Here is a 24,709-nt window from a genome sequence, read left to right as displayed (position 1 = left end):
CCTCCTTAGCCAAGGAGGGGCCAGGGGTGGTTGGACCCGGCGGCACCTAAAACTCATCCTCCTCCCCGCCGCCGTTCTGCTCGTTGCGGCGGTTACGGCGGTCACTGTCGTCGCTGTTGAGGCGGTAGGTGAAGCCCAGGTACAGGATGCGGCTCTGGCGGCGGTTCTGGATTTCAGAACGGAACTCCGGCCCGTAGCTCAGGAAATCGAAGCGGCGCGTATTAAACAAATCCGACACACGCAGCGAAACCGTGCCTTTCTTCTTGAGCACATCCTTTTTCATGCCCAGGTCGGCGCTGAACATCTGCTCCATACGCCCCTGAATGTCGTTGCTGGGCGCGCGGTAGAAGCCAGAAAGCTGTATGTCCAGGTCTTTCCACACGGTCATGTTGGAGTTGAGTTTGGCGCTCCAGCTCAGTTGGGTGTTGCTCAGCTCGGTATCGTTTTGCACAGTGCTCAACTCTGTCCGGAAACCCGACCAGCTCGCATTCAGACGCCACCACTTGGTGATAGGGTAATTGGTGCCCAGCTCCAGGCCATAGGACCGGTTATCCGACAGGTTGATGAAGGTGGTTTGCGTACCCGGTTCTTCCACGCCGTTTATGTCAATGGTCGTCGCTTGCCGGAAGCGTTCTATGCCGTCGGTGGTGTGGCGGTAAAAAACAGTGGCGTTAAACGAGGCTTGTCCCCAATAGCGCAGGTAGCTCAACTCCAGCGAGTTCACAAACTCCGGGTCCAACTTAGGGTTGCCGTAGGAAAGGTTATACCTGTCGGATTGGTCCACAAACGGGTTCAGGAAGCGGCTGCGCGGCCTGTTGATGCGACGGCTGTAGCTGAACTGTAGTTTGTTGTCCTCATCAAAATCATTGGTGATGAACAGCGTAGGGAAAAGACTGAAGTAGTTGTTCTTATAGGTGTCGTCGGTATTGCGCAGGTCAGACTTGGTAATGGTGTGCTCGGCCCGCACGCCTACCTGGTAGGTTATACTTTTATACTTATTGCTGTAGTTGGTGTACAGGGAATATACCTGCTGGTCGAACACGAAATGGTTGCTGCGGGTGGTGTCATACTCCATCTGACTTGTTTCCACGTTCTGGTTAAAGAAACGGGAATCCTCATCCAGGCGCTCAAACGAAGTCCGGAAACCTGCTTCCAGCCGGCTGTTCTCCGAGAAAGGATGCACGTAATCGGCCTTGGTTACAAACTCATAGTTCTTGTCGTCTACCAGCGTTTCCTGTAGTTCCGTGGAGGTTTCGGCGCCAATCCGCCTTTCATCAAAAAGCGCCACTTCGTCATCCACGTTAGCATTGTAGACCACATCGGCTGTCAGTTCCTGGCCTTTGCGGTCGAAGGTCTGGCGGTAGCCCAGGGTCAGGTCCAGGGCGCGTTCGTCCTCCACCTCGCGGGCGTCGCGGGTGCGGGTGCTCTGCAGCAGGCGGTTCTCGTCCAGGAAGCGGTAGCGGATGTTGTTGGTGCTCTCGTCCTCCCCGAAACGGTACAGCGCCGAGGCCGACAAGGTATGCTTGGGCGTGAGGTAATAGTCTGCGCCCAGCCGGAAGTTATGGGAGAGGTCGGTGCTGTTGCGCTCGCCCTCCTGCAGGCGGTAGCTGGTGCTGTCTATCTGCCCGGCGTCGTTGAGGTAGAAGTTGGTAGTATTGTTCTTCTGCGTGCCGGGCCGTGTGCGCTGCCTGAAATCATACCCCGTATTTAGCGACCACTTGTTGTAGCGGTAGTTCAGGTTGAGCGAGGTATTGTAGTTGTCGTAGGTGCCGGCCGTGATGGAGGCCGAGCCATTGAAGCCGGGTTTCTTCTCTTTTTTAAGCACCAAGTTGATGATACCCGAGGTGCCCTCCGGGTTATACTTAGAGGAAGGGTTGGTGATGAGCTCGATGCTCTCAATCATGTTAGCCGGAATCTGGTCCAGTGGAATTTCGGAAAGGGCCGAGCGTTTGCCGTCTATCAGGATGGTGACGTTAGAACTGCCGCGCATGCTCACGTTGCCGTCTATGTCCACCTCCACCGAAGGCAGGTTTTGCATCACCTCCGCCACCGTGCCGCTCTGCGCGTTCAGGTCCTGGCTCACGTTTACCACCCGCTTGTCCAGCTCAAAGTCCACCAACTGCCGCTGCGCCACCACCTCTACTTCGCCCAGCTGGGTGGCAGAGGCCTTTAGGCTGATATTGCCCAGGGCAGCTTCCGGCTTGTCGGCGGTAAGGTTGACGCTTGCATACTTGTTCGGGTAGCCCACCATGGAGGCCCGCAGGACAAAGCGGCCGGAGGGGACTCTTTCAAGTATAAACACACCTTCTATGTCGGTGGTGGCGCCGGTGACGAGGCTGGAGTCGGGCAGCGTGAGGAGCACCACGTTGGCAAAGCCGATGGGTTTGCCTGAGCCGGCATCCAGGAGCTTGCCGCTCACCTTGCCAATAGTCTGGTTTTGTGCCGAAAGCACCACCGGCGAAAGTATAAACAAGAAGTAAAGTATAAGCCGAAAGTATGTCTTCATCATAGTTCTTATAAAATCCGCGAAAGTATAAAAGGCAGCCAGCGGAGCGGCGGGTGAAGGCTCCGTTTGTATATAGTGCGACAAAAAAGGCGGGTGAAAGTTTAAAGCCGGTGCAAATTTTTCTGCGAAAAAACGTGCACGGCTCCGGGAGTAGGGCAACTGATGGCTCAGTATAAGGCAAAAAAAGAGCACCAGCCGTGGCCAGTGCTCCGGTGTTTTATACTTTACGGCGGTTTTATACTTGCTGTGACAGCGTTTTGCTCAGAAAATCCCACACCACCACGCCGGTGGCCACCGAGATGTTGAGCGAGTGCTTGGTGCCAAACTGCGGAATCTCCAGCACAAAATCTGAATGGTTGATGACCTCCTGCTCCACGCCAAACACCTCGTTGCCCAGCACCAGTGCATACTTTTGCCCCGGCTCCGGCCTGAACTCGTTCAGCTTTATACTTCTTTCCGCCTGCTCCACCGAACCAATCTGATAACCCTGCGCCTTTAGCTCTTTTACCTGCTCCAGGGTATCCGGCACGTGCTCCCATTCCACCGACTCGGTGGCGCCCAGGGCGGTTTTCTCAATATCACGGTGGGGAGGCTTGCCCGTGATGCCGCAGAGGTATACTTTTTCGGCCATAAAGGCATCGGCGGTGCGGAAAACGGAGCCCACGTTGTTGAGGCTGCGCACATTATCCAGCACCAAGACTAACGGTATTTTTTTCTTATTTTTGAATTCTTCAACCGAGTCGCGGTTGAGGTCGTCCATCGAAAGTTTGCGCATGTTTTTAGACGCCAGATATTAGACATAAGACACAAGACCTTTTGTTTCCAGCGCTGCCGCAAAGGTCCGGCGGTTTTGGGCAAAAGTCAAACCACAGTTAAATTGTTAAATGGCTGTATGGTTAAATTGATGGAGGAAGTATAAAGTATAAATAGGGTACAAAGTATAAGCACGCTGTCTTTGCTATTGCGGATTTGCAATCCGCAATAGCAAAGACAGCGGCTACGGACATGAAAGCGGATTGCAAATCCGCAGGTAACAAAGTTCCGGATTACAAATCCGGAACAGCATATAGCTTTCAGATAAGGAAGTCCGAAAGCAAAGTATAAATTCCCCTCCTCTGGACTAGCCAAAACGCGAGTTTTGAGCTAACGAGCGTAGCTCTCAGGGGTGGGTTAAGTCCATCCATAACAAAGTATAAAATCAGCTGCAGCGTTAACAATTTAACCATGCAGCCATTTAACCATAGAGGAAGTATGAAAGGAGGAGACAAAGGCACGGTAACGCCGCTGATGAAGCAATACAACGCCATTAAGGCGAAGCATCCGGGGGCGCTGCTGCTGTTCAGGGTAGGGGACTTTTACGAAACCTTCGGCGAGGACGCCATCAAGGCAAGTAAAATTCTGGACATCGTACTGACTAAGCGCGGCAACGGCTCGGCCTCCGAAACGGAGCTGGCCGGTTTTCCGCATCACGCTCTGGACACCTACCTGCCCAAGCTGGTGCGTGCCGGCGAGCGTGTGGCCATCTGCGACCAGCTCGAAGACCCGAAGACGGTAAAGGGCATCGTGAAGCGCGGCGTAACCGAGCTCGTAACGCCGGGGGTGTCGTTTAACGACCAGGTGCTCGAGCGCCGCAGCAACAACTACCTGGCGGCCGTGCATTTCGGTAAAACTGAAACGGGTATCTCCTTCCTGGATATCTCGACCGGCGAGTTCATCACCGCCCAGGGGGATAAAAGCTACATTGGCAAACTGCTGCAGAGCCTGGCCCCGGCCGAGGTGCTTTTCTGCAAACGCGAAAAGGAAACCTTTACCGATCGCTACGGCCCTGACTTCCGCTATTATGCCCTTGAGGAGTGGGTGTTCAAGTATGATTTCGCCTACGAGTCGCTGACACGGCAGTTTGGCACTGCCTCCCTTAAAGGTTTTGGTATCGAGGGCATGCACGAGGCGATTATCTCGGCCGGCGCTATCCTGCATTACCTCTCCGAAACGCAGCACCACGAGATTAGCCACATCGCCACCATCTCTCGCCTGGAGGAGGACAAGTACGTCTGGCTCGACCGCTTCACGGTGCGCAACCTGGAACTGCTCTACCCGCAGCACCCCGAGGGCGTGCCGCTGATACAGGTACTCGACCAAACCGTAACGCCGATGGGAGCCCGCCTGCTGAAAAAGTGGGTGGTGCTGCCGCTCAAGGACGTGGCCCAAATCCGTCGCCGCCTGGATACGGTAGAGGCCCTGACCAAACACCGCGAGCTGCTGGACGAGCTAATCGTGCACCTGAAAAGTATAAACGACCTGGAGCGCCTCATCTCGAAGGTGGCCGTGCGCCGCGTGAACCCGCGCGAACTGGTGCAGCTGGCCAAGGCCCTGGAAGCCATCCTCCCGATTCAGAAATTACTGGCCTTAAGCGATATTCCGGCCCTGCAGAAACTGGCGGCGCAGCTGGCTCCCTGTGATGGCCTGCGCGAGGAAATCCGCAACATCCTTAAGCCTGAGCCGCCGATGCTCACCAACCAGGGCAACATGATAAACGAGGGCGTGAACGCAGAGCTCGACGAGCTGCGTGCCATCGCCTTCTCGGGCAAGGACTACCTGGCGCAGGTGCAGCAGCGCGAAATCAAGAACACGGGCATCAGCTCGCTTAAAATTGCCTACAACAAGGTATTTGGCTATTACCTGGAGGTAAGCAACGCGCATAAAGACAAAGTGCCAGGCTCCTGGATACGCAAGCAGACGCTGGTGAATGCCGAGCGCTACATCACCGAGGAGCTCAAAACTTACGAGGAGAAGATTCTGAACGCCGAGGAACGCATTTATACTATCGAGTACAGCCTGTTTAACGAGCTGGTGCTGCAGGCGCTGGACTATGTGGCGCAGGTACAGCAAAATGCCAAGGTCATCGGCGTCATCGACTGCCTGAGCGCTTTTGCCAGTATAGCCCTGGCCAGCAACTACGTGAAGCCGGAGGTGAGCGAGAGTCATGTGCTCGACATCAGGAAGGGCCGCCACCCGGTTATTGAGAAGCAACTGCCCCTGGGCGAGACCTACGTGCCGAACGATATCTTCCTGGACAACGAGGAGCAGCAGGTGATTATCATCACGGGTCCGAACATGGCCGGTAAGAGCGCGCTGCTGCGCCAGACTGCCCTCATCGTGCTGATGGCGCAGATTGGCTCCTTTGTGCCCGCAGAAGCCGCTAAAATCGGCATCATCGATAAAATCTTCACCCGTGTGGGCGCGTCGGATAACCTCTCGAAAGGCGAGTCTACGTTTATGGTGGAGATGACCGAGACAGCCAGCATTCTCAACAACCTATCAGACCGCAGCCTGGTGCTGATGGATGAGATTGGCCGTGGCACGAGCACCTACGACGGTATCTCGATTGCCTGGGCCATTGTGGAACATCTGCATAACCACCCCAAGTATAAAGCCAAGACGCTTTTTGCCACGCACTACCACGAGCTGAACCAGTTGGCCGAGGAGCTACCCCGCGTGAAGAATTTCAACGTGTCAGTTCGCGAGGCGGGTGGTAAGATTTTGTTTATGCGCAAGCTGGTGCCTGGCGGCAGTGAGCACAGCTTTGGTATCCATGTGGCGCAGATGGCCGGCATGCCCAACAGCGTGGTGCTGCGCGCCGACGAGATTATGCATCACCTGGAGAAGGAAAAAGTATCGGAGCAGTCCCCGCAGCAGAAAATGAAGTCGGCGCCGAAGAGCAATTACCAGCTCAGCATGTTCGAGCTGCACGACCCGCAACTCGAGCGCGTAAAGGAGCTGATGGAGCAGCTGGACATCAACACCATCACGCCCGTGGAGGCGTTGCTGAAGCTAAACGAGCTAAAACTGCTGCTGCAGGACAAGCAAAAGGCAGGAGCGCGGTAGAAGGAAAAGTTCTCCTGAGAAGGTAGGGCTGTTTCATTTTAGAAAATGCAGCTATAAATTCCCTGTCATTCTGTTAAGAATCTTGGTGGAAGGGAGGTTAAGCTATCGCTACTGGCGGGGGTAGGGGCCCTCTTTAACAAGATCCTTTCAGGATGACAAAAAAGAACGTTTTAGCCTTTTGCCTTTGAGGAGGGGAGTGTGAACTATACTGTCGGAGAACTATACTTGCTGTAGCCGCTAGAGTATACTTTTAAAGTATAAATCCGCTTGTTTTCCGGTACCGGAAGTATAACTTTACAGAAGTGAGGGCGTGGAGCGGCTGGCTGCACGGCTGCTTCTAAAGAAGTCTGAAAAATTTCTGCCTGATTATCAGTGTAGAAGTATAAAGAGGATGATTTTTTTTACAGCAGCTATTGACAAGTCAGATTTTGTCTCTATCTTTGCATCACTAAATCACTACGGCGGTTTAGGAAAAACAAAAAAGCGGGAATAGCTCAGTTGGTAGAGCGCGACCTTGCCAAGGTCGAGGCCGCGGGTTCGAATCCCGTTTCCCGCTCACGGAAAGCAAAGAGAAGACGTTGTGGTGAACAACGTCTTTGTTTTTTAAAGTCACTTCTTCGGGATTAGCCTGAAGGTTGCCGGGATGGTGGAATAGGTAGACACGCAAGACTTAAAATCTTGTGGCCGCAAGGCCGTGCGGGTTCGATTCCCGCTCCTGGTACTATAACAACAAAAAAGGCTGCTAGCACTCAACTAGCAGCCTTTTTGCTTTTATGGCAGTAATTCAAAATCCTCCTTCTATTATACTTTAACCCCACAAAAAACGCCTCCCATACTTTAAAGTATAAGAGGCGCCTCTTAAGTGTAAAACTTACTCCAAATCTACCTCGCCAGATCCTTGGCCCTGTTGGCGTCTATGGCGATGAGTATAAACAGCAGTATGGTGAACGACCAGAGCGAGGAACCGCCGTAGCTGAAGAAAGGCAGCGGGATGCCCACCACCGGCGCCAGGCCTATCGTCATGCCGATGTTGACCAGGAAGTGGAAGAAGATGATAGAGGCCACGCAGTAGCCGTAAGTGCGCGCAAACACTGACTTCTGCCGTTCTGCAATGTTTACGATCCGGACAAGCAGCAGCAGGAATAGCGCGATTAGGATAGAGCTGCCTACCCAGCCGTGCTCTTCGCCGATAGTGCAGAAGATGAAGTCGGTGCTTTGTTCCGGCACGAAGTCGAACTTGGTTTGGGTACCCTCCAGAAAGCCCTTTCCCCAGAAGCCCCCGGAGCCGATGGCAATTTTCGACTGCGTCACGTTCCAGCCATAGCCCAGCGGGTCTGCCTCGGGGTTAATGAGAGCCTTGATACGGTTCTGCTGGTGCGGCTGCAGTACATTGTTCACAAAGAAGTCCACACTAAAAATCATACCCACTACGACCATCCAGAGGGCAATCATGATTTTGAAACGGCGTAGCAGGCGGTAATCCAGCCAGGTGGCCAGGGCCATGAGTATGGTGATGCCGGCAATCAGGTATAATTGCGGAACCAGCAGGGTAAGTATAAAAATAGCCGCCGCCGCCCCGCCGATTATAAGTATAAGCGGTGACATGCCTTCCCGGAAATAAGCAAGTATAAAGGCAGCAAACACCAGGGCAGAGCCCGTTTCGTTCTGCAGCACGATGATAATGGGAGGAATGAAGGTAATGGCCGCCAGAATCATTTGGTCCCTGAAGTTCTGCTGGCGCAGGTTTATACTTCCCAGGAACCGCGATGCGGCCAGGGCTGTGGCAAATTTGGCCAGCTCAGCGGGCTGTAAGCGTATTCCTGCCCCCAGGTCCAGCCAGGAGCGGGAGCCGGCAATAGGCTTGGCTACTACCAGTGTTATGAGCAGCAGCAGTATGATAAAGCCGTAAATAGGATAAGCAAGGTGCTCGTATACTTTGTAGTCCACCACCAGCAGCACCATAATCAGCAGGAAAGAGGCGCCTATCCAAACCAGCTGCTTGCCCGAATTAATGTCGAAGCTCAGGATGTTAACTACGTTGTCAGGGCTGTAAACCGCCGCGTAGATATTCATCCAGCCCAAGGCCACCAGCACAAAGTATGTCAGTATGGTCAGCCAGTCCAGGTGCGGGAATATGGACCCGTAGCTGCGGCGGCTGCTGCTGATGCGGGGCGTAGGGCTTGCTAACTTTTGTCCAAGTACTTTCTCCATACTTCTATTTGGATCTGATGTCGAGGTACTTTCTGCTGAGCACCCACTTCTCTTGTTCTTTTATCGTCACTGTGTCAGTCAGGTACTGCTCTATCATCAGGCCTGCGATAGGGGCCGCCGACTGTCCGCCCCACTTTCCGTGCTCCACGTACACCGCGATAGCGATTTTAGGATTAACCTTTGGCGCGAAGGCTATAAACACAGCGTGGTCAGGGCCCTGAGGGTTTTGGGCTGTACTGGTTTTGCCGCATACCTCTATACCAGACTTCTGCAGGTTGGCACGGCGGCCGGTACCGGCTCGCACTACCTCCGCCATGCCCTCCACTATCGGCTCGAAGTGCTTTGGGTCTACAGAAGTATAATGTTTCTCCCGGTATTCCTTCAGGGGCTTGCCCTCGTCGCCAATGGAGCGAATAATGTGCGGCGTAACATAATAGCCCCTGTTGGCAATGATAGCCGCAAAATTGGCCATCTGCAGCGGTGTTACTCCCAGCTCGCCCTGGCCTATACTCAGTGAGTAGATAGTGGAGTACTTCCAGCGGTTTTTGCCGTACACGCGGTCGTAGAGGTCGGTGGAGGCGACGATGCCTCTCTTCTCGCCCGGTATATCAATGCCCAATTGCTGCCCAAAGCCGAAAGATAGCACCTGCTCCCGCCACTCCTTCAGGCCAAGGGCCGTGTCTGTAAAGGTGTTTTTCGATTTTCCCTGGTTAATCAGCAAGCGGTAAGCCTGGTAAAACCACGGGTTGCAGGAGTGCTGCACCGCCCCGTACAGGTTAAGTGGAGAAGGGTGGTTGTGGCAGTTTACCAGCGACCTGTTACAGGCGTAGGTGGTATTAGGCGTAATAACCCCTTCCTGTAAGGCAATCAGGGCCTGCGTCAGCTTAAAAACAGAGCCTGGCGGGTTCTGGTCGGCCATGATGGGGCGGTTAAACATGGTCTTGTTCGAGTCCTGCAGCAGCTCCATGTAGTTCTTACCGTAGTCTTTGCCGGTAAACAGGTTGGGGTCGTAGAATGGTGCCGATACATAAGCCAGCACCTCGCCGGTGGCGGGCTCTATGGCCACGATACTGCCTTTAGCGCCGTTCATCAGGTACTCGCCGTAGGCCTGCAGGTCCAGGTCAATGGTACTTACCAGGTTCTCCCCGGCCACGGCCAGCGTATCGAAGGCCCCGTCGCGGAAGGAGCCTTTCTCCACGCCACGCACGTTCACCATTTTATACTTTACGCCGCGCTGTCCCATCAGGTATTTCTCGTACTCCAGCTCAATGCCGCTCTTGCCAATGTAGTCGCCGGGGCGGTAGCCTTTGTAGGTGCTATCCTCCAACTGCCTTGGGCTTATCTCTGCAATATAGCCTAGCGCGTGCGCCAGGCTCTGGTGCGGGTATCCGCGTGCCGTACGGGCGTTGATGTGGAAGCCGGGAAAATCAATGAGGTTGTTCTGGATATAAGCGAATTCCTGCGTGCTTAGTTTCTGATAGAAAGGGGAGGGCTGGACGGAAGAAAAGGCGCGGGCTTTTTTCAGGCGCTCCCGCACGTCCTCCAGCGGCAGGTTTACGAGTTTGGCCAGGCGCAGCGTGTCCAGGTTCTTTACGTCCTTGGGTATCACCATCAGGTCATACACGGGGGTATTCTGCACCAGCAGCTTGCCGTTCCGGTCGTAAATCAGCCCCCGGAAAGGATATTGGATGATGGGCTTAATGGCGTTGGTCTCGGCAGCCTGCTTGTAGCTGCTGTCCACTACCTGTATGTAAAAAAGCCTGATGATGTAGATAATGCCCACCAGCAGGAAGATGCCCTGAATAACGTATTTTCTGTTTTCTAAGTAATTCATCGGTAATCTATTCGCTCTCGCTTAGGTGAGAAGAACAGAAGTTGTATTATAACCACCACGATGCCCGTAAAAATTGTGCTGAGTATAGTCTTCGCCAAGGTGTACAGAGCTGTCTGGAAATTGATTGTTTCCAGGAAAAAAACAGCCGCATGGTGAAGCAGTATCAGCGTGAAGGCGTACGTCAGAAACCAGCGTGTGCCCATCACATGTATGTTTACCTCGTCGCTGCTGTCGTAACCATCGTGCGGTGTGAGAAGGTTCAAAACGTGGGGCCTTAAAAAGGCCAGCAGCACGCTGGCAGCGGCATGTATGCCCATGGTATCATAGAAGATGTCAACTGTGAAACCAACTATAAAACCCAGGAAAAGCAGCCATACTCTATTGATACTCAGAGGTAAATATAGCAAAAAGGCAACATAGATAAAACAGAAGCCCATACTGTAAAGCACCAGGTTATCCATGAGCAGAACCTGAAGCGCTACCAGTAAAAAAAATTGTACAATATGGGATGCTCCAAAGCTATTGTTCATCGGTAATGATGCCTGCGTTTTGTTCTAAGCTATCTTGTTCAGGTCGGTAGGTGTTCTCCACCACGTACACGAAAGAGAGCTGCGCAAAGTCAACGCTCAGCTGCACGCCTATCGTGTAGAAGCTCTTGTCGGGTTCCTGCTCTACAGAACTGATGGTGCCCACCATAATCCCCTCAGGGAATACCGTGTTAAAGCCACTCGTGACAATTGTGTCGCCCACTTCCGGCTTCACGTGCAGCGGGATGTAGTCGAGCAGCGCAGATCGGTAGTCGCCGCCTTGCCACTTGATGGTGCCAAACGTGTTGTCCTTCTCCAGCTTGGCAGAAACCAGCATCTGCGAGTGCAGCAGCGAAGTAACGGTGGCGTAGTGCTTTGATACGGTTTTTACACGGCCTACCACGCCCTCCGGCGCAATAACGCCCATGCCTGGCTGTACCCCGTCGGCAGTACCTTTCGAGATGGTCAGGTAGTTGTTCATGCGGCGCACTGAGTTGTTGATCACGCGCCCGGCCATCAGGTGGTACGGATAGGCCATACTGCTGTCGGTAGCGACAAAGTAGGTGGTGTCCAGGCTGGCAGTGCTGTCTGTTAAGGCCGCCAAACGGTACTGCATCAGCTCCTGGCGCAGGGCCGCGTTCTCGCTGGCCAGCGACTCGTTAACGGTGGCCAGGCTAAAGTAGTCTGTAATACCGCTCTGGAACTCCAGCACCTGCCCCACATACCTGGTGGCCGAGTTAAAGAAAGCTGCGCCCTGGTACGTGTTGTAACGCACGATCAGGAACACGCACAACGCCTCCAGCAACAGGAACACGAGGAACGCACGGAACCGGTAAATAAATGCAAATAGATTCCGCATTCGGCCCTGTTAGGTTAGCAGGACATTCTTAAATCCTTCGATGTTTTTGATGGCGGCACCCGTACCGCGCACTACCGCTCTGAGCGGGTCTTCGGCGATGTGTATCGGGAGCTTGGTTTTGGCGGCCAGGCGCTTGTCGAAGCCTCTGAGCAGGGCGCCACCGCCTGTCAGGTGTATGCCGTTGTCGTAAATGTCGGCGGAAAGTTCCGGTGGCGCAATCTCCAGTGCCTTCAGCACGGCCTCCTCTATCTTGGAAACAGACTTATCCAGCGCGATGGCAATCTCCTGGTAGGTAACTTTGATAACCTTCGGAATACCCGTCATCAGGTCGCGGCCACGGATCTCGTAGTCGGCTGGTGGGTTCTCCAGTTCTGTCAGCGCGGCACCTACCTCAATCTTGATTTTCTCAGCGGAGCGCTCCCCGATCAGCAGGTTGTGCTGGCGGCGCATGTAGTCCAGAATGTCTTTGGTAAACACGTCGCCGGCGATGCGGATAGACTGGTCGCAAACAATGCCGGAAAGAGCTACCACGGCAATTTCGGTGGTACCACCCCCGATATCCACAATCATAGAGCCAATCGGCTGCTCCACGTCGATGCCGATACCGATGGCTGCGGCCATGGGCTCCTGGATCATCCATACTTCCTTGGCTCCGGCATGCTGTGCAGAGTCGCGTACGGCACGCTTCTCCACCTCGGTAATGCCCGAAGGAATACAAATCACCATGCGGTGCGAGGGCTGAAACAGACGGCGGCCCGTGTCGATCATCTTGATCATGCCGCGGATCATTTCCTCAGCCGCGTGGAAGTCAGCGATTACCCCGTCTTTCAGCGGACGAATGGTTTTGATGTTTTCGTGCGTTTTTTCGTGCATCTGCATCGCCTGGCGGCCAATGGCCAGCACTTTGCCGGTTGTGCGGTCCACGGCGATGATAGAAGGCTCGTCAACTACAATCTTATCGTTATGGATAATGAGGGTATTGGCGGTACCCAGGTCTATGGCTATATCGCTGGTCAGAAAGTTAAATAGTCCCATGGTGAAGTTTGAGAGGCGTGCGCCCGCCTGTTATATTTTCAATATACAATATTTCTAGTCAGAAACTTGCGGCAAAATTAGCGAATTTCAGTGTAATTAGTAGTGCAAGTTATCCACTGTTACTTGAATAAATATTTATTTATACCTGAAATTTGTTTAACAGGCCACTGAATGCCTAGCTAACGCCGCGTGTGGGCTAAAATTGAGGTCTGGCTGGAAATAATAAAGTCCCTGGCCTTAGCGGCGGCAGGGACTTTTATGTGAAAAGTGCTATTAGAAGCGAGGGAATTAGTGCTTGAAGTGGCGCACACCCGTCATAACCATAGCCATGCCGTGGGCGTCGCAGTAGTCGATGGAGTCCTGGTCTTTGATGGATCCGCCTGGCTGCACTACCGCTTTAACGCCTGCTTTGTCTGCAATCTCCACGCAGTCCGGGAAAGGGAAGAAGGCATCGGAGGCCATCGCGGTTTTGCTCACGTCAAAGCCAAAACTCTGGGCTTTCTCGATGGCCTGGCGCAGGGCATCCACGCGCGAGGTCTGGCCCACGCCGCTGGAGAACATCATTTTATCTGTAGCCAGCACGATGGTATTGGATTTGGTGTGCTTGCATACTTTGGCAGCGAACACTAAGGCCTTTTTCTCCTCGGCAGTTGGCTGGCGCTTGGTAGCGGTTTTAAAGTCAGCCTCTGTCTCGGTGGCCAGGTCCTTGTCCTGCTCAATCACTCCGTTCAGAAGCGTCTTAAATTGCTTGGTTGGCAGCTCCACTGGCTTCTGCTTCAGCAGGATGCGGTTTTTCTTGGTCTTCAGCAGGTCCAAGGCATCTGCGTCAAATTCCGGGGCAATCAGTACTTCAAAGAAGAGCTTGTTCAGTTCCTCGGCAGCAGGCAGGTCTATGGTTCTGTTCGCGATAATCACCCCGCCAAAAGCAGAAACCGGATCCGAGGAAAGCGCGCTCAGGTAGGCCTCTTTTATCGTGTCGCCAATGGCGCAACCGCAGGCGTTCGTGTGCTTGAGGATAGCTACCACTGGCTCCTCGAACTCAGCGGCCAGGGCCACGGCAGCGTCCACGTCTACCAGGTTGTTATAAGAAAGCTGCTTGCCGTTCAGCTGCTCGAACAAGTCTTCCAGCTTGCCATAGAATGTGCCTTTCTGGTGCGGGTTCTCGCCGTAGCGCAGCGGCATGCTGTGCTGCACGCTCTGCTTAAAGGCCTGATTCTCGTTGTCGGCGTTCATGTAGTTGAAAATATGCGTGTCGTAGTGCGACGATACGTTGAAGGCCTTGGCAGCAAAGCGCTTGCGGTCTTCCAAGTCCGTGGCGCCATCCTTGGCCTGCAGCAGCTCCACCACCTCGTCATATTGCTCGCGGGAAGAGACGATCAGCACATCCTTGAAATTCTTGGCCGCCGCCCGGATCAGGGAGATACCGCCAATGTCGATTTTCTCGATCACATCCGCTTCTGAGGCACCGGAGGCTACGGTTTCTTCGAAGGGGTAAAGGTCTACCACCACCAGGTCTATCGGCGGAATTTCATACTTTTCGCGCTCCGACAGGTCGCTCTGGTTATCGCGGCGGTGCAGGATGCCCCCAAACACTTTAGGGTGCAGCGTTTTAACGCGCCCCCCGAAGATGGAAGGGTAATCGGTGAGGTCCTCTACGGCTACTACCTGAGCGCCCTGCTCCTCCAGAAAGGTCTGGGTGCCGCCGGTGGAGTAGATGGTTACACCGTGTTGCTTCAGCAGCTCCACCAGTGGTTCCAGGCGGTCTTTATAGTAAACCGAAATTAATGCGGATTTTATCTTAACGGATTGCATGAGATTGAGTATTGGGTTGATGATTGATTTCTATACTTGTTCCTGCGTCAGCAATAGCCTCTCCACCACCTCGGGCAGATGCTTATGCTCCAGTTGCAGCACGCGGGCGGCCAGTTCCTCAGGAGTATCGGTGGCTTGCACCGGGCAGCGCTCCTGAAGTATAAACTCACCCTTATCGTACTCCTCGTTGATGTAGTGGATGGTGATGCCCGATTCCGGCTCCTGGGCTTGCAGCACAGCCGTGTGCACGTTAATGCCGTGCATGCCTTTGCCGCCATACTTTGGCAGCAGGGCAGGGTGTATGTTGATGATGCGGTTCGGGAAAGCCCGCAGCAGATTGTTGGGCACCAGCCACAGAAAGCCGGCCAGCACAATTAGATCTGGGTTGAATTGCTGTACCTGCTCCAGCACTTTGTCGGTGTTGTAAAACTCGTCGCGGGTAAACAAAAAAGCCGGGACATGGAACGTCTCGGCTCGTTTCAGGGCATACGCTTTCGGATTGTTAGAGAACAGGGCGGCCACACGTATGGCAGGGTGGTGCTCGAAATGCTCCAGCAGGCGCTGCGCGTTGCTCCCAGACCCCGAAGCAAAAATGACTATATTTTTTTTATCCTTTGGTTCCAAAAGTACGGACTTGAATTAAACTGCAAATATAGTGGGTTTTGGTTTGAGAAGTAAATGGGTTTGTGTAAAAGTATAGGTTAGCCTTTATTTCCTGTGGCTTATGCTTTTATACTTGCCGGCTTATACTTTATACTTTCTATGGCGCATGTGTCCGCTTGTGCCTTTTTATACTTTGGCTATACTTTAATAACTGCTGATTCATACTTGTCTTACCAGCTTATACTTTCATAGCCGCTCCTTCCTGCAACTGGATACAAGCTATCCTTTCTAGCCACTGCTTCCTTCCTTTTGAACCAAGCTATCCTTTCTAGTTGCCGTTCACCCTATAGAATTACGAACCTATCGTTGCATCTACGCTTTCTGCCCTCCCAGGCCGGGAGGCCTCGCCTTCGGGCACCGCAACATCCACAAGGCGCTCCACCCAAAGGCTGGGATAAGGTTCGATAGCCACGGCTAATGATGTCATCTCGACCTTTGGGAGAGATCTAAATAGAATTCCCGGTAGATCTCTTGCCCTGCTCGAGATGACAGAGAATGTATGAAGAATAATTCCCCTCTTGGGAGGGGGTAGGGGATGGGCTTATACTTGTAGGGACAGGTTGTGCCCTGTCCGCGTGAGAACGGAGGCTATGAAACTTATACTTCAGCCAAAGTAATGACAAGCTCCCCGCCTTAGCCAAGGAGGGGCAGGGGTGGTTGGAGCTTACACTGCAGGTGCCAGAGATTCAATTCTACTCCTCCCCCTCATAAAAATCTATCAGCGCCGCGAAGTAGGCGTGATCCCAGCCTTCGGTGATGTCCTCGTAAGCCTCGTCGGGAATATTGGAGTGGCGCAGTTCGGCGGAGGTGCCCAATTTATGCGGGTGCAGTTTGATGGTAACGATGGAAGGTTCTGCCTGTTCGCCAAAGTACCACTGTTGCACAATCTTTTTGCCCTCCTCAAATTCCAGGTTCTTGCCCACAATGCTGCCTTCCCACAGTGAAAACTCCGACCCCGGCTCTACGCTCATCTCGGCTTCTTCACCGGTCCAGGCTTGTATGGTGAGCGGGTTGGTTAGGGCAGCATATACTAACGCGGGCTCGGCAGGTATAATGTAGTACTTCTTGTAGTCTTTCATGGGTAGGGATATGTTTATTTCTACGGGAGAACTGTGCGGTAATGGCAGCTGCAAGTATAAAGCTATACTTGCCTCTTCGCTTTCAACGACCAGGTAAATCGGAACTCGGCCACCTGGTCGCCGGCCTCATCTACGCCTATACTTATGGCTGTTACCGTTACGCCCTCGCCGGTGGCTTTTGTGCGCGCAATGGCCTCCTGTATCTGCTGCCCGTCATGGCAGGTAAAGGTAATCTTGCCTGTTGCCTTCTTGGTGAAGGTAGCCTGCATGTGCACCACCAGCATGGATACGGCAGGGCTTGCCTTGTACACATACATCATGCACAGGGCACCCGTTGAAAGCTCGGCGGCCATGCTCAGGCAGGCAAAGTAAATGGAGCGGAAAGGGTTTTGGTTAAGATACTTATACTTGATGGTAACCGACGCACGCTCCGGTGTAAGGGAGGCAACGCGCAGGCCAGCCAGGTAAGCCATGGGCAGCCTTGTAATCAGGAACAGGCGGAACTTAACCGGTGAGGTTACCAGCTGGCGGAACGCGGCGGCATGGTCTGGTAGCTGGTGGTTCATGGTAGCTGGTTTTATACTTTGTACTAGTGCAAATTAAGCTTCCTGGTGGCAGCCTTTGCACACTCCCTCCGCCGAGAAGTGCAGCCGTTTGGCGGTGTAGCCGTCAGGCAGCGTCAGGCTCGGAATATCCACGTCGTTCAGGCAAAACGTCTGTCCGCAGGCAACGCAGTTAAAGTGAATGTGGTTGTCCTCGTGCTTGTGCTGGCTGCAGTTGTCGTTCTTGCACAGGGCAAACTTTACGGCGCCGTTCACATCGTTTATACTATGCACAAGTCCTTTTTCCTCAAAGGAGTACAATGTTCGGTAGATGGTCACGCGATCATAGTTGCTGTCCAGGAGCTTCTCCAGGTCGGCGTGCGATAGTGCAAAATCATTCTCCAGAAACTGCTGCAAAACATCCAGCCGACAGCCGGTCTTGCGCAAACCATACTCCTCTAGAAGCGCTTGTGCTTTGTCCATTATATTGATATTCCACTCCTTTCGATTTCAAATATAGCTGGTAGTACCTCGGAAAAGAAACAATCCAAAAATATCGAAAAATATTATATAGTAAAAAAGATTCAAAAAAATGGAGCCAAAACAAGTCTTTGTCGTATGTATCGAAATACTTAAGTATAAGTTTTTATTGTTATATATCACGTTAAAATGTTAAATTTTCTTACAATGAAAAAAGCTCTACACATTGCTGCTGCTGTTTTCGCGTTTGTACTGGCAACAGGCGTTAGCAATGCGCAAACCAAGGAAGCTACTGTCAACGGCACACTAGATGTTATCTCCGAGCAAGGTAACCTGGTGATAGGCTCCGACGTCCAGTGGCAGGTGCACATTAACTCTTTCGACCGCCAGGGCGATAAGACCAATCTGGAAATTAAACTGCACAACCCGGCGCAAAGCAACAACTTCACACTGCACTACAACTCCAACCGCGATGCAGCCAACGAGGATGAGGCCGTTTACACCCAGGTTTCCTTTACCGATGGCGTGGCCGTGATTGGCCCGGAAGGAGGGGAGCCGCTGCCTACTTCCTACAAAGAGTATTTTAAGATCAACTTCTCCGCACCAGGCATTTACAAGTACGACCTGATCCTGCGCCGCGAAGACAATGTTGTGCTGGCCACTGTAACTGAGACAGTGACGGCCGGTACCGTGGCTAGCATAGATGACATGATCGGCGATTCGCGCGTGGCCGTTTACCCAACTGTTTCGACGGGCACTGTGAAGTTGAGCCTGGGCAAGATACGCAACGCCAACGTAGCCGTGATGGACATGCTGGGCCGTAAGGTACTGGAGCTGAGCAACGCAAACGGAACTGTGGAGATTAACACACAGCAGTATGCCCGCGGCACTTACTTTGTTAAAGTGATGGCCGAGAACGATGTCGCCTCCAGCCGCCTGATAGTAAAATAACCCTTTTACTCTATTGGTTTAATGAAAAGCCCGGGCCAGTACCCGGGCTTTTATACTTTGTAGCCCGGCCGAACCTGATTTTTGAAAGTATAGCAGGTGGTTAAAGGCATGCTTATAAATCTGCTAGAGGAGCAGCATGGAAAGTATGCCCGTAAGCATGATAAATTTATTGAGGTTGCTCAGGTAAGAGAAATCGCGCTTACGGTCGGCGCGCACCAGTTTTATGACCAGCCACACGCTTGGCAGCAGCACCAGCACCACCATATAGGCGTCGAATACCAACCCGGAGGCCTCATGCAGTATAACCACGAGCAGGAAAGCCTGAAAAACAGCCAGGAGCGGGTACAGCACCAGTTTGGCCCCGCGCATGCCCACCACTATGGGTAGGGTGCGGCATTCAAAGGAGGCGTCGCCCTTCATGTCCTCGATGTCCTTTATAATCTCCCGGATAAGCGAAATAAGGAAGGCGAAGAGGGCATAGCCCATCGTGATGCGGTTCAGTTCATCGGCATAAACAGCCACTACCAGCAGCATGGAAGCCGACAGCAGAGCAATCACCACGTTGCCGGCGAGTATCAGTTTCTTGAGCCTTGCTGAGTAGCCCCAAAGCAGCAGCACCGCGCCTATGTTTATCAGGGCAACCGGTATGGAAAGCAGCAGGCCCAGCAGCACCCCTATGCCCGAAAGTATAAGGTGGGCGAACATAGCCCTGCGCCTGCGGATGTGGCGGCCCACCAACAGCCGGTCTGGCTTGTTGATGGCGTCTATCTTCACATCGTAGTAGTCGTTGATGATGTAGCCGGCCGCCGCAATGCACACCGTGGACAGCTCCAGCACCCAGAAGCCGCCATCCAGCAGGCGCCGCCAGTCCTGCCCATGGGCTAGCAGGCAAGCTTGCACCAAGGCTTGGGACAGCACAATCATCACCAGGTTGCGGGCTCGTATAAGCGTCAGGATGGATTTCACGGGTGTGTTTGCAGAAGTATGGCGTTTTGTACTTTGTAAAAATACGACACAGAAGCTACCGGGCAATAAAAAAGCCCCTGACTCAGGGGCTTTTCCAGTGCTTGTAAAGTATGTTTGTCTTAAAACTTCCTCACATTTACAGCATTAACTCCTTTTTTGCCTTCTACCGTGTCAAACTCAACGCGGTCGTTCTGCTGAATCTGCAGACCGTTTAAGCCGGTAACATGCACAAAGAAGTCCTCGTTTGTTCCGTCCTCAGTGATAAAACCGAAACCTTTGGACTCGATAAAGAATTTTACTTTTCCTGTCTTCATAAAATTTGAACTGTTGATGGTAATTAAACTGCTGGTAATCTAAAAATTAATTTCTATATATACAATAGGGGATAAAAAAAATATTCAATTTATTTCTAGAAAAGTATAAGTAGTTTTTGTTTACCAACTGTCCTGCGCTTTCATCACCGTTTCTATTAGCTCACGCACGGCACCTTTGCCTCCGTCCTTAGATGCTATGAAAGTGGCGATGGCCTGTATGTCGTCAGCGGCATCGGCAGGGCAGGCGCGCAGGCCGCAGCGCTGCATCACCTCGTAATCAGGCATGTCATCGCCCATGTAGGCGGCGGTGGCCGGATTTATACCCTGCATGTATAGGTAGTCCTCCAGTGCCTCCACCTTGTCATCTATCCCCAGGAAAATATCCTCAATGCCCAATTGCTCCAGGCGGCGGCGCACCCCCGGCTCGTTTTTGCCCGAGATAATGGCTACCCGGTAGCCCTGGCTGATGGCGTGCTTGATGGCAAACCCGTCCTTGATGTTAAAGGCGCGCACCTGCTCGCCGTCGGCAAAGCAGTAGAGCAGCCCGTCGGTCAGTACGCCGTCCACATCAAAAACAAAGGTGTTAATGCTGGTGAGGTCTGTTTGGGTGATAGACATAAGTATAGACTGTGAAAAAAAGCGTTAATAAAGTATAGAAAAGCAAAAGGCTCCTTCCCGGGAAAGAGCCTTTAAAAGTATAGAATTTTCTGAATTTATACTTGCCAGCGCAGGTAAGATTTAGTCCTGGTTGTCGCGCCACTCGTAAACCCAGGCCGCCTGGATCTGCTCCAGGTGCCCTTCGTTGGCCTGCTCGCGCGTGCCGGCAAAGTTTGGCAGCGACAGTACCCACTCCAGCAGGTCGGTGAAGCGGATGCGGTAAATCTTAGACTCGTTGAAGTCATCACCGAACTTCTCGTAAAGCGCCATCGCGATGTCCTCGTAATCGTTCCAGTGTATAGGTGGCTCGTAGCTCATGTTTTCAGTTATCAATTATCAGTTATCAATTAACATTTGTCATCTAACACTTACTGGGAGTTGTTAAATAACAAATGAATTAGTGGCCCAGGAAATCCTGCTCCGGTATGGTTACTATAATATCCTCGTTGCCCTGCACCACGCACTGGCAGCCCAGGCGTGAGTTGATGCGCGGGTCTACGGCGCGGTCAATGTAATCCTCTTCTTTGTCCGAAATCTCGGGAAGGTCATCCATGCCCGCCTCCACGTACACATGGCAGGTGCTGCAGCCGCACACGCCGCCGCAGTTGTGCTGCAGTTTAATGTTGTTGTTGAGGGCCACATCCAATACCGATTCGCCTTCCACGGCCGGATGCGTTTCATCCGGTGAGCCATCAGCAAACTTAAACGTTATATTTACAACTTTCATGTCGGTGTCTTTATGATAAAGTGCAAAGTTACAAAGCCAGCCTGCCGAATCAAAGTATAGGCGCGGGCTTATGCGTTGCCTTTATCTAACAGAATTAGGCACAAATGGTTATCTCCCCTCCGGAGCGGCCTGTATACTTTGCGTCAGCAGCCGGTAGAGCTCCTGCAGGCGGGGGTGCTGCTGCAGCATGTGCAGGTGCTCTTCTATCACGTTTTGGTCGCGGCGGATAGCGGGGCCGGTCTGCACGGTATACGGGTTGTGCTGCATGGCTTTGGCAATTGTTTCCTGGATGAGTGGCTGCAGCAGGTGCTGGGGCAGATTGGCCTCCTGCAGCAGTTGCTGGCTGATGCCCAGCAGGTGGTTGGTAAAGTTGCAGGCAAACACCGCCGACAGGTGCAGGTGCTTGCGCGCCCCCGACGGCACTACCTCCACGGTATGGCTTATACTTGTGGCAAGTTCCTGCAGCCGTTGCAGTGCCGCCTGGTCTGTGGCTTCCAAAAGTATAGGCACCTGCTTAAAATCAACGGGCTTGGCTTTGGAGAAGGTCTGCAGCGGATAAAACACGCCTGTTTGTGCGCCCTGCACGGCAGCAAGTATACTCAGTGGCTGCGAGCCCGACGTATGCGCCACCACCGTTCTTGGCCTTACCTGAAGCGCTGTTGCCACTGCGGCAATTGCGGCATCGGGCACGGCTATCACCACCACATCAGCAGTTATACTTTGCAGGTCTAGTGAATTGAGCGGCTGGGCTGACTTCAACTGTGCTGCCAGCTCTTCGCGCGCAGCGGCGGTACGGCTGTAAACACCCGTGATAGTATGGCCTGCTGCCTGCAGCGCCTGCGCCAGATGCCAGCCCACATTCCCGGCCCCAATTATCGCTACGTTCATACGTTTATACTTTGCTGTCTCGGCAATTTACGCCTGTTGGGGCGTAATAAAAAAGCCTTTGCCGCTGTGGCAAAGGCTTTTCTGTAAGTTAGCAGGTTGCTTTATGCCGCCTGTCGTCTTGTTTCCTGTGGCACAGTGGGTCTGGCCTTGGTTTTGGATTTAGCCGTGCTCTTGCCTTCTTTTCGGCGCACAATGGCCATCACAAAACCAACGGTCATCACAAGGGTGCCAATCCAAAGCAGGTTCACAAATGGCTTCTCTACTGCCTTCAGGATGATGTAGTCCTTCTGTGAGGCATTCACGCCAATTTTAAACTTGTCGTTCTCCGTGTCGATGCTCAGGAACGTGAGGCGCAGGCCAAGGTCCGCAACTTCTTCTGGGATACGGCCTACCATCTCGTTCTTTACCAGCATAACAGGGTGTGCGTGGTATTCTTTGCGCTCGCCGTAGATTTTCAGGTCTGCCTGCACTGCCACGTCGCCTTCTGCCATGGATACGCCCGGCACTTGCGGCACGCGTTCGATGCCGTTAAACACAGCGATGTAGTCGTTCAGGATAATGGTATCGCCGATGGCAAGGTCATACTCCTGCAGCTCACCCCAATCCTTCTCCTCGTTCGGGTCCGGAATAGAGGAAACGTGGGTGTAAAGGTCCTTGTTGGCGAAGTGCTTGATGTCCGGAGAGGCCAGCAGTCCCATGTTCGGGTTTACTTGAGCACGCGGGTAAAGCGTAAACACCTTGTCGCCCTCGCGCTCTTTGTATTGCACCTCGTAGAACGTGTTTTCCGGAGAGTACATTTCCAGTGTGTCGCCTGCTTCAAAGTATATCTTGTCGCCTACCTTGATTTGCCCACGAGCAATGGAGGTATAAGGGTCGGCAGTAGGCCACAGCAGCTCGCGGTTCACATAGCCTGGCACACCGATTACCTCCTGGAACTGGCCATGGTAGCTCACGGTATACTTGTCCATGTCGGTAGGCGTGTTGCGCCACAGCAGCACGTTGTCACGGTTAATTTCATCCGGGAACTCACGGGAGTATACCAGGCCGGAAGTGTTCTGCGAAACGATGTTATCGTAGCCGGAGGAGAACAGGATGCCCAGTAGCATCAGGGCGATGCCCATGTGTGCCACCGCTCCGCCGGAAAGCGTTACTTTCTTGTGCAGCAGGCTCAGGATGATGCTCAGGTTAGCAAACACGGCAAACAGGGAGGCAACCAGAAGTATGATAAACTTAGGGTTATCCATGGTTTCGTGCAGCATGCCCATCTTTGAGAGCACAATAACCAAGCTGGCAAACAGCAGCGTCAGCATACCTGGCAGGGTGATGGCATCTACAAAAGTGCCCTTCTCGCCCTTGCGCCACCACAGCAGCTGGCCCACGCCTGTAAGCACGGCTATCGCTACGCCAGCCCACAGCTGGAACTTGGTGTAGTGCGCGATCTGGTCGGCTGGCAGAGCTGCGTTAGACTCAATCCCGATAAAGCCTAAGAAGGAATTATAAACCGGAATGGAGGTAGTAAACAGTACCTGGAAGGCGGCAAGGCAGAGCACGATGGCGCCTATAAACACCCAGAATTCGCCGCTATACGTAGTCAGTTCCTTCTCTGTCGTCGGGATGTTTTTCCAACGGTAAATCAGCAGGGCCACAGACAACACGGCGAAGGCTGCCAGGTAGGTAAAGAGCTGCCCGGATAAGCCTAGGTCCGTGAAAGAGTGCACGGAGGCGTTACCCAGAATACCGCTTCGGGTAAGGAAAGTCGCGTAAAGTATAAGTATGAACGAGGCAATCAGGAGGATAAAGGAAGCCTTCAGGCCTGACTTGCCACGGTTGTAGGCAATCATGGTATGGATAGCGCCCACCAGCACCAGCCACGGAATATATACAGCGTTCTCAACAGGGTCCCAGTTCCAGTAGCCACCGAAGTTCAGGGTTTCGTAAGCCCAGTAGGCACCCATCATAATACCCATGCCCAGCGATACGGCCGCAAAGTGTGCCCAAGGTAGGGCCGGCTTAATCCACTCCGAGTACTTACCTTTCCACAGGCCGCCCATGGCAAAAGCAAAAGGCACCAGTGTAGCGGCAAAGCCAAGGAACAGGGTAGGAGGGTGGATCACCATCCAAATGTTCTGCAGCAGTGGGTTAAGTCCCGTTCCGTCGGCAGGCACAAAGTTGGGGTCCATGGCAAACACCGGGGTATCCGGCATAAAGTCGCGCATCAGGATAAAGGGAGAAGAACCGATTTTCAGGTCACCAATCACCACACCCAGAATCATGGAGGTAAGGAAGAGCTGCACAAAGGAGAACATGCCCATTACTGGCGCCTCCCATACTTTCTTCTTGCTGCTGCTGTATATCAGCACCAGGCCGATCACCACATGCCAGAAAATCCAGAGGAGGAAAGAACCCTCCTGGCCCTCCCAGAAGCTGGACACCATGTAGTGCACAGGCAGGTGGTTGGAAGAGTGGCTCCAGGCATAGTAGTACTCATAACGATGTTCGTAGATGATGTTGAACAGCGTAAAAATAATCACCATTACGGCGGCACTATGCACATAAAATGACCAGCGGCCCAGCTTGCGCCAGCTGTCGTCGCCGGAAAGCTCCACCTTTGTGCGGGACGCCATAAAGTATGCGTAAGAGGATACGATAGCCGCCACGAAAGCCACAATCACACCAGTATGGCCAATATCCCCAATCAGCGTGTTAATCATCTTGATGAGTTAGAAAGTTAAAAAGTTTGAAGGTTAGAAAGTTAAAAGATTAAAGAGTAGCA

At 53.0% G+C, this 24,709-nt stretch carries 23 protein-coding genes and 2 tRNA genes; 5 read left to right on the top strand and 20 right to left on the bottom strand.

Annotated elements, in window-relative coordinates; all coding sequences use genetic code 11:
* Positions 1–46: 46 nt before the first annotated feature.
* Together BM040_RS14335 and BM040_RS14330 are read right to left on the bottom strand one after the other, a co-directional pair.
* Entirely contained in the window at positions 47–2,509 is a 2,463-nt protein-coding gene (locus tag BM040_RS14335; protein ID WP_139217814.1) for a TonB-dependent receptor, read from the bottom strand.
* 232 nt (positions 2,510–2,741) lie between these two features.
* Positions 2,742–3,281, bottom strand: a complete 540-nt coding sequence (locus BM040_RS14330) for an RNA methyltransferase (RefSeq protein ID WP_092102774.1) — start codon at positions 3,279–3,281, stop codon at positions 2,742–2,744.
* Positions 3,282–3,757: 476 nt separating this feature from the next.
* Here BM040_RS14330 and mutS point away from each other — a divergent pair, with 476 nt between their 5' ends.
* The 3 genes from mutS (at position 3,758) to BM040_RS14310 (ending at position 7,112) form a co-directional block, all read left to right on the top strand.
* Positions 3,758–6,391 carry a DNA mismatch repair protein MutS gene (gene mutS / locus BM040_RS14325; protein ID WP_092102949.1) on the top strand — a complete coding sequence of 878 codons (2,634 nt, stop codon included), beginning with the start codon at positions 3,758–3,760 and terminating at the stop codon, positions 6,389–6,391.
* Between the two features lie 483 nt (positions 6,392–6,874).
* Positions 6,875–6,947 (top strand) — tRNA-Gly (locus BM040_RS14315).
* An 81-nt stretch (positions 6,948–7,028) separates the two neighbouring features.
* Positions 7,029–7,112: transfer RNA gene (locus BM040_RS14310), tRNA-Leu, on the top strand.
* A gap of 161 nt (positions 7,113–7,273) precedes the next feature.
* On the opposite strand, the gene rodA is transcribed toward BM040_RS14310, so the two are convergent.
* From rodA to purN, 7 genes are all read right to left on the bottom strand, one after another.
* The gene (gene rodA, locus BM040_RS14305) at positions 7,274–8,602 is read right to left on the bottom strand and encodes a rod shape-determining protein RodA (protein ID WP_092102768.1); all 1,329 of its coding nucleotides are present in this window, start codon (positions 8,600–8,602) and stop codon (positions 7,274–7,276) included.
* 4 nt (positions 8,603–8,606) lie between these two features.
* A complete protein-coding gene (gene mrdA / locus BM040_RS14300) occupies positions 8,607–10,436 on the bottom strand; it encodes a penicillin-binding protein 2 (RefSeq protein WP_092102765.1) in 1,830 nt (609 codons plus the stop codon).
* The gene (locus tag BM040_RS22000; protein ID WP_245756224.1) at positions 10,433–10,753 is read right to left on the bottom strand and encodes a Rod shape-determining protein MreD; all 321 of its coding nucleotides are present in this window, start codon (positions 10,751–10,753) and stop codon (positions 10,433–10,435) included. Before BM040_RS22000 ends, mrdA begins: the two co-directional genes overlap by 4 nt.
* Positions 10,754–10,955: 202 nt before the next feature.
* Positions 10,956–11,822, bottom strand: coding sequence for a rod shape-determining protein MreC (gene mreC, locus BM040_RS14290; protein WP_092102758.1), 867 nt, complete (start codon positions 11,820–11,822; stop codon positions 10,956–10,958).
* A 9-nt stretch (positions 11,823–11,831) separates the two neighbouring features.
* Positions 11,832–12,857: a rod shape-determining protein gene (locus BM040_RS14285; RefSeq protein ID WP_092102755.1), complete on the bottom strand. Its 1,026-nt coding sequence runs from the start codon at positions 12,855–12,857 to the stop codon at positions 11,832–11,834.
* A 288-nt stretch (positions 12,858–13,145) separates the two neighbouring features.
* Positions 13,146–14,669, bottom strand: coding sequence for a bifunctional phosphoribosylaminoimidazolecarboxamide formyltransferase/IMP cyclohydrolase (gene purH / locus BM040_RS14280; protein WP_092102752.1), 1,524 nt, complete (start codon positions 14,667–14,669; stop codon positions 13,146–13,148).
* A 30-nt stretch (positions 14,670–14,699) separates the two neighbouring features.
* Positions 14,700–15,293 carry a phosphoribosylglycinamide formyltransferase gene (gene purN, locus BM040_RS14275; RefSeq protein ID WP_092102749.1) on the bottom strand — a complete coding sequence of 198 codons (594 nt, stop codon included), beginning with the start codon at positions 15,291–15,293 and terminating at the stop codon, positions 14,700–14,702.
* Between the two features lie 93 nt (positions 15,294–15,386).
* On the opposite strand from purN, the gene BM040_RS21790 reads away from it, so the two are divergent.
* Positions 15,387–15,524, top strand: coding sequence for a hypothetical protein (locus BM040_RS21790; protein ID WP_175491077.1), 138 nt, complete (start codon positions 15,387–15,389; stop codon positions 15,522–15,524).
* Positions 15,525–15,624: 100 nt separating this feature from the next.
* Here the strand turns inward: BM040_RS21790 and BM040_RS22100 are convergent, their stop codons facing one another.
* The 4 genes from BM040_RS22100 to BM040_RS14260 all read right to left on the bottom strand — a co-directional run bounded on the left by BM040_RS22100 (position 15,625) and on the right by BM040_RS14260 (position 17,436).
* Positions 15,625–15,759 (bottom strand): hypothetical protein, encoded by a 135-nt coding sequence (locus BM040_RS22100; RefSeq protein ID WP_262502460.1) that lies wholly within the window; start codon positions 15,757–15,759, stop codon positions 15,625–15,627.
* 265 nt (positions 15,760–16,024) lie between these two features.
* Positions 16,025–16,411 carry an SRPBCC domain-containing protein gene (locus tag BM040_RS14270; protein ID WP_092102746.1) on the bottom strand — a complete coding sequence of 129 codons (387 nt, stop codon included), beginning with the start codon at positions 16,409–16,411 and terminating at the stop codon, positions 16,025–16,027.
* A gap of 62 nt (positions 16,412–16,473) precedes the next feature.
* The gene (locus BM040_RS14265) at positions 16,474–16,977 is read right to left on the bottom strand and encodes a PaaI family thioesterase (RefSeq protein WP_092102743.1); all 504 of its coding nucleotides are present in this window, start codon (positions 16,975–16,977) and stop codon (positions 16,474–16,476) included.
* Between the two features lie 33 nt (positions 16,978–17,010).
* Positions 17,011–17,436 (bottom strand): Fur family transcriptional regulator, encoded by a 426-nt coding sequence (locus BM040_RS14260; protein ID WP_092102740.1) that lies wholly within the window; start codon positions 17,434–17,436, stop codon positions 17,011–17,013.
* A 204-nt stretch (positions 17,437–17,640) separates the two neighbouring features.
* Between BM040_RS14260 and BM040_RS14255 the strand changes: the two genes are divergently transcribed.
* Positions 17,641–18,384 carry a T9SS type A sorting domain-containing protein gene (locus BM040_RS14255; RefSeq protein WP_175491076.1) on the top strand — a complete coding sequence of 248 codons (744 nt, stop codon included), beginning with the start codon at positions 17,641–17,643 and terminating at the stop codon, positions 18,382–18,384.
* A 123-nt stretch (positions 18,385–18,507) separates the two neighbouring features.
* On the opposite strand, the gene BM040_RS14250 is transcribed toward BM040_RS14255, so the two are convergent.
* The 7 genes from BM040_RS14250 to ccsA all read right to left on the bottom strand — a co-directional run bounded on the left by BM040_RS14250 (position 18,508) and on the right by ccsA (position 24,647).
* The gene (locus tag BM040_RS14250) at positions 18,508–19,350 is read right to left on the bottom strand and encodes a geranylgeranylglycerol-phosphate geranylgeranyltransferase (RefSeq protein ID WP_092102734.1); all 843 of its coding nucleotides are present in this window, start codon (positions 19,348–19,350) and stop codon (positions 18,508–18,510) included.
* Between the two features lie 119 nt (positions 19,351–19,469).
* Entirely contained in the window at positions 19,470–19,664 is a 195-nt protein-coding gene (locus tag BM040_RS14245; RefSeq protein ID WP_092102731.1) for a cold-shock protein, read from the bottom strand.
* 120 nt (positions 19,665–19,784) lie between these two features.
* Positions 19,785–20,282, bottom strand: a complete 498-nt coding sequence (locus BM040_RS14240; RefSeq protein WP_092102728.1) for a KdsC family phosphatase — start codon at positions 20,280–20,282, stop codon at positions 19,785–19,787.
* A gap of 120 nt (positions 20,283–20,402) precedes the next feature.
* On the bottom strand, positions 20,403–20,639 hold the full coding sequence (gene iscX, locus BM040_RS14235) for a Fe-S cluster assembly protein IscX (protein ID WP_092102725.1): 237 nt from the start codon (positions 20,637–20,639) through the stop codon (positions 20,403–20,405).
* A 79-nt stretch (positions 20,640–20,718) separates the two neighbouring features.
* The gene (locus tag BM040_RS14230; protein WP_092102722.1) at positions 20,719–21,048 is read right to left on the bottom strand and encodes a 2Fe-2S iron-sulfur cluster-binding protein; all 330 of its coding nucleotides are present in this window, start codon (positions 21,046–21,048) and stop codon (positions 20,719–20,721) included.
* A gap of 108 nt (positions 21,049–21,156) precedes the next feature.
* Positions 21,157–21,936: a Rossmann-like and DUF2520 domain-containing protein gene (locus tag BM040_RS14225; RefSeq protein ID WP_092102719.1), complete on the bottom strand. Its 780-nt coding sequence runs from the start codon at positions 21,934–21,936 to the stop codon at positions 21,157–21,159.
* A gap of 101 nt (positions 21,937–22,037) precedes the next feature.
* The gene (ccsA, locus tag BM040_RS14220) at positions 22,038–24,647 is read right to left on the bottom strand and encodes a cytochrome c biogenesis protein CcsA (RefSeq protein WP_092102716.1); all 2,610 of its coding nucleotides are present in this window, start codon (positions 24,645–24,647) and stop codon (positions 22,038–22,040) included.
* Positions 24,648–24,709: the final 62 nt, after the last annotated feature.

The sequence above is a fragment of the Pontibacter chinhatensis genome, assembly GCF_900113285.1.
GTDB lineage: Bacteria > Bacteroidota > Bacteroidia > Cytophagales > Hymenobacteraceae > Pontibacter > Pontibacter chinhatensis.
The sequence above is the reverse complement of the archived record's forward strand: the minus strand, read 5'-3'. Positions and strand labels throughout refer to the sequence as shown.